This window comes from Streptomyces sp. NPDC029296, from assembly GCF_055569255.1.
The window spans coordinates 120270-126269 of the sequence record NZ_JBVHXT010000023.1; the positions used below are offsets into that span (position 1 = coordinate 120270).

The 6000-nt window shown below is 71.5% G+C and carries 7 protein-coding genes; 6 read left to right on the plus strand and 1 reads right to left on the minus strand.

Translation table 11 applies throughout. From position 1 onward, the window contains the following. The first annotated feature begins 60 nt into the window (after nt 1-60). Nucleotides 61-948, plus strand: coding sequence for a rhomboid family intramembrane serine protease (locus ACZ4W9_RS21390; RefSeq protein WP_467938056.1), 888 nt, complete (start codon nt 61-63; stop codon nt 946-948). 280 nt (nt 949-1228) lie between these two features. Here ACZ4W9_RS21390 and crgA read toward each other — a convergent pair whose 3' ends face one another. Next, nucleotides 1229-1483, minus strand: coding sequence for a cell division protein CrgA (crgA, locus tag ACZ4W9_RS21395; RefSeq protein ID WP_318202420.1), 255 nt, complete (start codon nt 1481-1483; stop codon nt 1229-1231). Between the two features lie 152 nt (nt 1484-1635). On the opposite strand from crgA, the gene ACZ4W9_RS21400 reads away from it, so the two are divergent. The 5 genes from ACZ4W9_RS21400 (at nt 1636) to ACZ4W9_RS21420 (ending at nt 5918) form a co-directional block, all read left to right on the plus strand. After that, complete coding sequence (locus ACZ4W9_RS21400) at nt 1636-2424, plus strand: DUF881 domain-containing protein (RefSeq protein WP_467938058.1); 789 nt, start codon at nt 1636-1638, stop codon at nt 2422-2424. Nucleotides 2425-2526: 102 nt separating this feature from the next. Then, nucleotides 2527-2688 (plus strand): hypothetical protein, encoded by a 162-nt coding sequence (locus tag ACZ4W9_RS21405; protein WP_103813562.1) that lies wholly within the window; start codon nt 2527-2529, stop codon nt 2686-2688. Beyond that, the gene (locus tag ACZ4W9_RS21410) at nt 2685-3323 is read left to right on the plus strand and encodes an aminodeoxychorismate/anthranilate synthase component II (protein WP_467938061.1); all 639 of its coding nucleotides are present in this window, start codon (nt 2685-2687) and stop codon (nt 3321-3323) included. The genes ACZ4W9_RS21405 and ACZ4W9_RS21410 overlap by 4 nt, the downstream gene beginning before the upstream one ends. A gap of 812 nt (nt 3324-4135) precedes the next feature. After that, nucleotides 4136-5134 (plus strand): class E sortase, encoded by a 999-nt coding sequence (locus ACZ4W9_RS21415; protein ID WP_467938064.1) that lies wholly within the window; start codon nt 4136-4138, stop codon nt 5132-5134. Between the two features lie 28 nt (nt 5135-5162). After that, on the plus strand, nt 5163-5918 hold the full coding sequence (locus ACZ4W9_RS21420; RefSeq protein WP_467938066.1) for a class E sortase: 756 nt from the start codon (nt 5163-5165) through the stop codon (nt 5916-5918). Nucleotides 5919-6000: the final 82 nt, after the last annotated feature.

Consider the following 6000-nt stretch of genomic DNA (forward strand, 5'->3'; position numbering starts at 1 on the left):
TAAGGATGAAGGGGGCAGGATAGTGCCGTCAGCCACGGACACGACGAGCAAGGGGATCCGATGGAGCAGTCCGCAGGGAGCGCGCAGGACGCCCACAGCGTGCCCGTGTGCTACCGGCACCCGGACCGGGAGACCGGCGTGCGCTGCACCCGCTGTGAACGGCCCATCTGCCCGGAGTGCATGGTCAGCGCCTCGGTCGGGTTCCAGTGCCCGGACTGCGTCCGCGGCACGGCCGCCGGGGGACCCGCCCCGCAGGCGTCCCGGCCGCGCACGCTCGCCGGCGGCACGGTCACGGCGGACCCCCGGCTGATCACCAAGATCCTGATCGGGATCAACCTCGCGATGTTCGTCGCGATCAAGGCCGACCCCTCGTTCCTGTACGACGTGGTGCTCTACGGCGGTCTGCCCGAGAAGCCGTTCACGCCCACCTCGGGCGTGGCGGGCGGCGAGTGGTACCGCTTCGTGTCGTCGATGTTCGCCCACCAGGAGTACTGGCACATCGGCTTCAACATGCTCAGCCTGTGGTGGGTCGGCGGCCCGCTGGAGGCGGCCCTCGGCCGGTCGCGCTATCTGGCGGTGTACTTCGTCTCCGGGCTGGCGGGCGGCGCGCTGACCTATCTGCTCGTCGCTCCGACGGTTCCCTCGCTCGGCGCCTCGGGCGCGCTGTACGGCCTCTTCGGCGCCACCGCCGTGCTGATGCGCCGGCTCAACTACGACATGCGGCCGGTCCTCGCGCTGCTGGTGATCAACCTGATCTTCACCTTCAACGGGTCCTTGCACATCGCCTGGCAGGCGCACATCGGCGGGCTCGTCGCCGGTGTCGTCACCGGCTACGCGATGGTGCACGCCCCGCGCGAGCGGCGGGCGCTGGTGCAGTACGGCACCTGTGCCGTGGTCCTCGCGCTGGCCTTGGCCCTCGCGTTGATCAGAACCGCCCAGCTCACCTGACCGGCTGGGGAACACGCTGTCCCCGAACCGTTGTCCACAGCATGTGCCCGATCTTGTGCATACGGTGCGGGCACAGCTGTGCCCCCTGTCGCTCGGATGTGTTTCCGCAGGTCGGACAGGGGGCGAACGGGTGTCTGAGGCGTGTTGGACCAGTCACACCGGCGTCAACACCCGACAAGTTATCCACAGATCGTCGTTCTTTTTCCCCACTGTGGACAACGGCTGTGGATAACTCAGTGGATAGCCCTGGGCAGAGATGTGGGCAGAGGGGTGCGCGGGGCTATTTCCACTGCGTGGAGACACCGAACCCGGCGGCGATGAAGCCGAAGCCGACCACGATGTTCCAGTTGTCCAGGCTGTCGACGGGCAGCGAGCCGTCCGTCACATAGAAGACGACGATCCAGGCCAGACCGATCAGGAACATGGCCAGCATGACCGGTGCGACCCAGGCCCGGTTGGTCAGCCTGATGGCCTGCGCCTGCCTCGCCGGCGGCGGCGTGAAGTCGGCCTTCTTGCGGATACGTGACTTCGGCACGAGGGTCTCTCCTGTCGATGCGCTGCGTGGCCGCGCAGGGAACTGGGTCGGGCTCGGGGCAGCGTACAAGGGGCCAGCACGACGACTCTGTGTGCTCCCCCGGGCGTCCGTTAGCGTAGTGCTTCCGTGGCGCCGAAGGAGATAAGGGTACGTTGAGCAATTCTGCCGACTCTCCCGGGACGGGAGCAACGGGCTCCCGCCCCGCCCGCCGGCCGCGCCTGCGCCCGGTGCGGATCCTGACGGCGGCCGTCTTCGCCCTGGCCGGTCTGATCTTCTTCACCAGCTTCGACACGGCCAAGGGCACCGACATCCGCCAGGACGGCTCCCTGCTGAAGCTGTCCGACCTGATCCAGCAGCGCAGCCGCAAGAACAAGGGGCTGGACGAGTCCAACGCGACCCTGCGCGACAGCGTGGAGTCGCTGGCCGAGAACGACGACGGCAGCACCAAGGCCGAGGACGAGAAGCTCAGCGGGCTGGAGAGGAGCGCGGGCACCGACGAGCTGACCGGCCGGGCGGTCACCGTCACCCTGAACGACGCCCCGCCCGACGCCACCGCCAAGCTCCCCGGCTATCCCGAGCCGCAGCCGGACTACCTGGTCATCCACCAGCAGGACCTCCAGGCCGTGGTGAACGCGCTGTGGCAGGGCGGCGCCAAGGGCATCAAGGTCATGGACCAGCGGCTGATCTCCACCAGCGCGGTGCGCTGCGTCGGCAACACCCTGATCCTCCAGGGCCGCGTCTACTCGCCCCCGTACAAGATCACGGCGGTCGGCGACCCGGACCGGCTCAAGCAGGCCCTCGCGGACAGCAAGGCGATCCAGACCTACATGGTCTACGTCAACGTCTACGGCCTCGGCTGGAACGTCACCGACAACGGCACGGTCACCCTTCCCGGCTACTCCGGCACAGTGGATCTGCATTACGCGAAGCCGGTGGGATAGCCCGTGGAGTCAGGCCATCCGAAGGCCCCGCGCCGCTAGTCTGGTGACGTACGGCGTGGGTCTGGTGCCGTAGGGGATACGGAAGGGACGGCAAGGGACGGCATGTACGGCTGGATCTGGCGGCATCTGCCGGGCAACGCGTGGGTGAGGGCACTGATCTCGCTCGTCCTGATCCTGGCCGTGGTCTACGTCCTCTTCCAGTACGTCTTCCCGTGGGCCGAACCACTGCTGCCCTTCAACGATGTGACGGTGGACAACCAGTGAGTGCGCGGATTCTCGTCGTCGACAACTACGACAGCTTCGTCTTCAACCTCGTGCAGTACCTGTACCAGCTGGGCGCGGAGTGCGAGGTGCTGCGCAACGACGAGGTGACGACCTCGCACGCCGAGGACGGCTTCGACGGCGTGCTGCTCTCCCCCGGGCCCGGGACGCCGGAGGAGGCGGGCGTGTGCGTGGACATGGTCCGGCACTGCGCGGCCACCGGGGTGCCGGTCTTCGGGGTGTGCCTCGGCATGCAGTCGATGCAGGTGGCGTACGGCGGTGTGGTCGACCGGGCGCCCGAACTGCTGCACGGCAAGACCTCGCCGGTCGAGCACGAGGGCAGGGGCGTCTTCGCCGGCCTGCCCTCCCCCTTCACCGCGACCCGCTACCACTCCCTGGCCGCCGAACCGGCCACGGTCCCGGCCGAGCTGGAGGTGACCGCCCGCACCCAGGACGGCATCATCATGGGCCTGCGGCACCGGGAGCACCGCGTCGAGGGCGTGCAGTTCCACCCCGAGTCGGTGCTGACCGAGCACGGCCACCGGATGCTGGCCAACTGGCTCGTGGAGTGCGGCGACCAGGATGCCGTGGCGCGGTCGGCGGGGCTCGCCCCGGTGGTGGGCAGGGCCACGGCGTGACCGCGCTGCGCCCCGAGCGCGAGGACTTGTACGGCGCCCAGAGCCCGTACGAGCCCTCCGCCGGCGTGCGCCCCCGCCCCACCGCCCCACCACCGGCCGGCCCCCGGACGCCCGACCGCCCCCCGGCGACCACGGCCGAGGGGAGCCCGCCGCCCGCCCGGACAACGGACGATCCCCTGACGACCCCGCTGCCCCGGGTGCCGGGGGAGCCCCGGCAGGCGCCGCAGCCCCCGGTGAGTGGGGTCCGGGGGGGCGGGCCGGTTGCCCGCGGGACGGACGACCCCCTGACCACCCCGCTACCCCGGGTGGCGGGGGAGCCCCGGCAGGCGCCGCAGCCCCCGGTGAGTGGGGTCCGGGGGGGCGGGCCGGTTGCCCGTGGGACGGACGACCCCCTGACCACCCCGCTACCCCGGGTGGCGGGGGAGCCCCGGCAGGCGCCGCAGCCTCCGGCGAGTGGGGTCCGGGGGGGCGGGCCGGTTGCCCGTGGGACGGACGACCCCCTGACGACTCCGCTGCCCCGGGTGACCGGGGAGCCTTTGACCGGGCGTTCGTCCCGGGTGCCGGGGGAGCCCCGGCGGGCGCCGCAGCCTCCGGCGAGCGGGACCCGGGGGGGCGGGCCGGTCTCCCGGGGGACGGACGATCCCCTGACCACCCCGCTGCCCCGGGTGACCGGGGAGCCTTTGACCGCCCGTTCGTCCCGGGTGCCGGGGGAGCCCCGGCGGGGGCCGCAGCCTCCGGTGAGCGGGGTCCGGGGGGGCGGGCCGGTTGCCCGGGGGACGGACGACCCCCTGACGACTCCGTTGCCCCGGGTCGTGGGCGAGTCCCGTTCCGCGCGGTCGCCGCGGATCGGTGACGATCCCCCGACGGCTCCGTTGCCGCCCGTCGATGACGAGACGATGGCACTGCGGGTGGTGCGGGGGCGGGCCGGTGAGCCCGTGGGGGCCGCTGGGGCCTCCCCGGCCGCCGGGGCCACCCCCGCCGCGACCGGCGGCCGTGCGGCCCGCAGGAAGGCCGCCAAGCGGCGCGGAGGGCGCCGGACCGGCGGCGCGTCCCGGACGGCGCCGACGGCCCCGGCGGAACACGACCCGCGGCGCCCCCTGACCCGGGTGGAGGCCCGGCGTCAGGCGCGACTGCGCAAGCCCGGCGCGGCGACCCTGGCGAGCCGGGCCGTCGGCGAGGTCTTCATCACCGCCGGCGTGCTGATGCTGCTGTTCGTCACCTACCAGCTGTGGTGGACCAACGTCCGCGCGCACGCCCAGGCCGGCAGCGCCACGCACCGGCTCCAGGACGACTGGGCCAGCGGCAGGCGCAGCCCGGGCGTCTTCGAGCCGGGACAGGGCTTCGCCATCCTGCACATCCCCAAGCTGGACGTCGTCGCGCCCATCGCGGAGGGCATCAGCAACAAGAGGGTCCTCGACAAGGGCATGGTCGGGCACTACGGCGAGGCCCCGCTGAAGACGGCGATGCCCCAGGACAGGACCGGCAACTTCGGCCTCGCCGCGCACCGCAACACGCACGGCGAGCCGTTCCGCTACATCAACCGCCTCACGCCCGGCGACCCCGTCGTGGTCGAGACGCAGGACACGTACTTCGTGTACAAGGTCACCTCGACGCTCCCGGTGACCCCGCCGTCCAACACCAGCGTGCTGGACCCCGTCCCGCCGGGCTCCGGTCTCACCGGCCCCGGCCGCTACATCACGCTCACCACCTGCACACCGGAGTTCACCAGCAAGTACCGGCTGATCGTCTGGGGCAAGATGGTCCAGGAACGCCCGCGCAGCAAGGGCAAGCCGGACGCGCTCATCGAGTAGAGCTCACCGAGTCAAGGGCAGAGGAACTGTGGCAGCGACCGCCGACGAGACCGAAGAGACCACGGACGCGCCCGAACCGGCTCCCGCCCCGCGCCGCCGGCGCCCCGGCCGGATCGCGCTGGCGGTCAGCGTCTTCGGGGAACTCCTCATCACGGCGGGCGTGCTGCTCGGCCTGTTCGTCGTCTACTCGCTGTGGTGGACGAACGTCATAGCGGACCGCAAGGCCGACCGGAAGGCCGACGAGGTGCGCGAGCACTGGGCGCGGCAGAAGGACTCCGGACCCGGCGCGCTCGACACCAAGGACGGCATCGGGTTCCTGCACGTGCCGGCGATGCGCAACGGCGAGGTGCTGGTCGAGAAGGGCACCGGCACCGGCATCCTCAACGACGGCGTGGCCGGCTACTACACCGACCCGGTCAAGGCCACGCTGCCCACCTCGGGCAAGGACGGCAACTTCGCCGTCGCCGCCCACCGGGACGGCCACGGCGCGAAGTTCCACAACATCGACAAGCTGGAGAAGGGCGACCCGATCGTCTTCGAAACCCGGGACGCCTGGTACGTCTACAAGGTCTACTCGATCCTCCCCGAGACCTCGAAGTACGACGTCAAGGTCCTCTCCGCGGTCCCCAGGGCATCCGGCAGGAGCAAGCCCGGCCGCTACATCACCCTGACGACCTGCACCCCCGTCTACACCTCGCGCTACCGCTACATCGTCTGGGGCGAGCTGGTGCGCGTGCAGAAGGTCGACGCCGACCGCACCCCGCCGAAGGAACTACGGGGCTGACAGCCGGCCGGAAACGGCGCGTGGGCCCGGTCGGCCCGCCAGAAGCGGCTGAAGACCCGGGTGGCCTCGCCCGGCTTCAGAC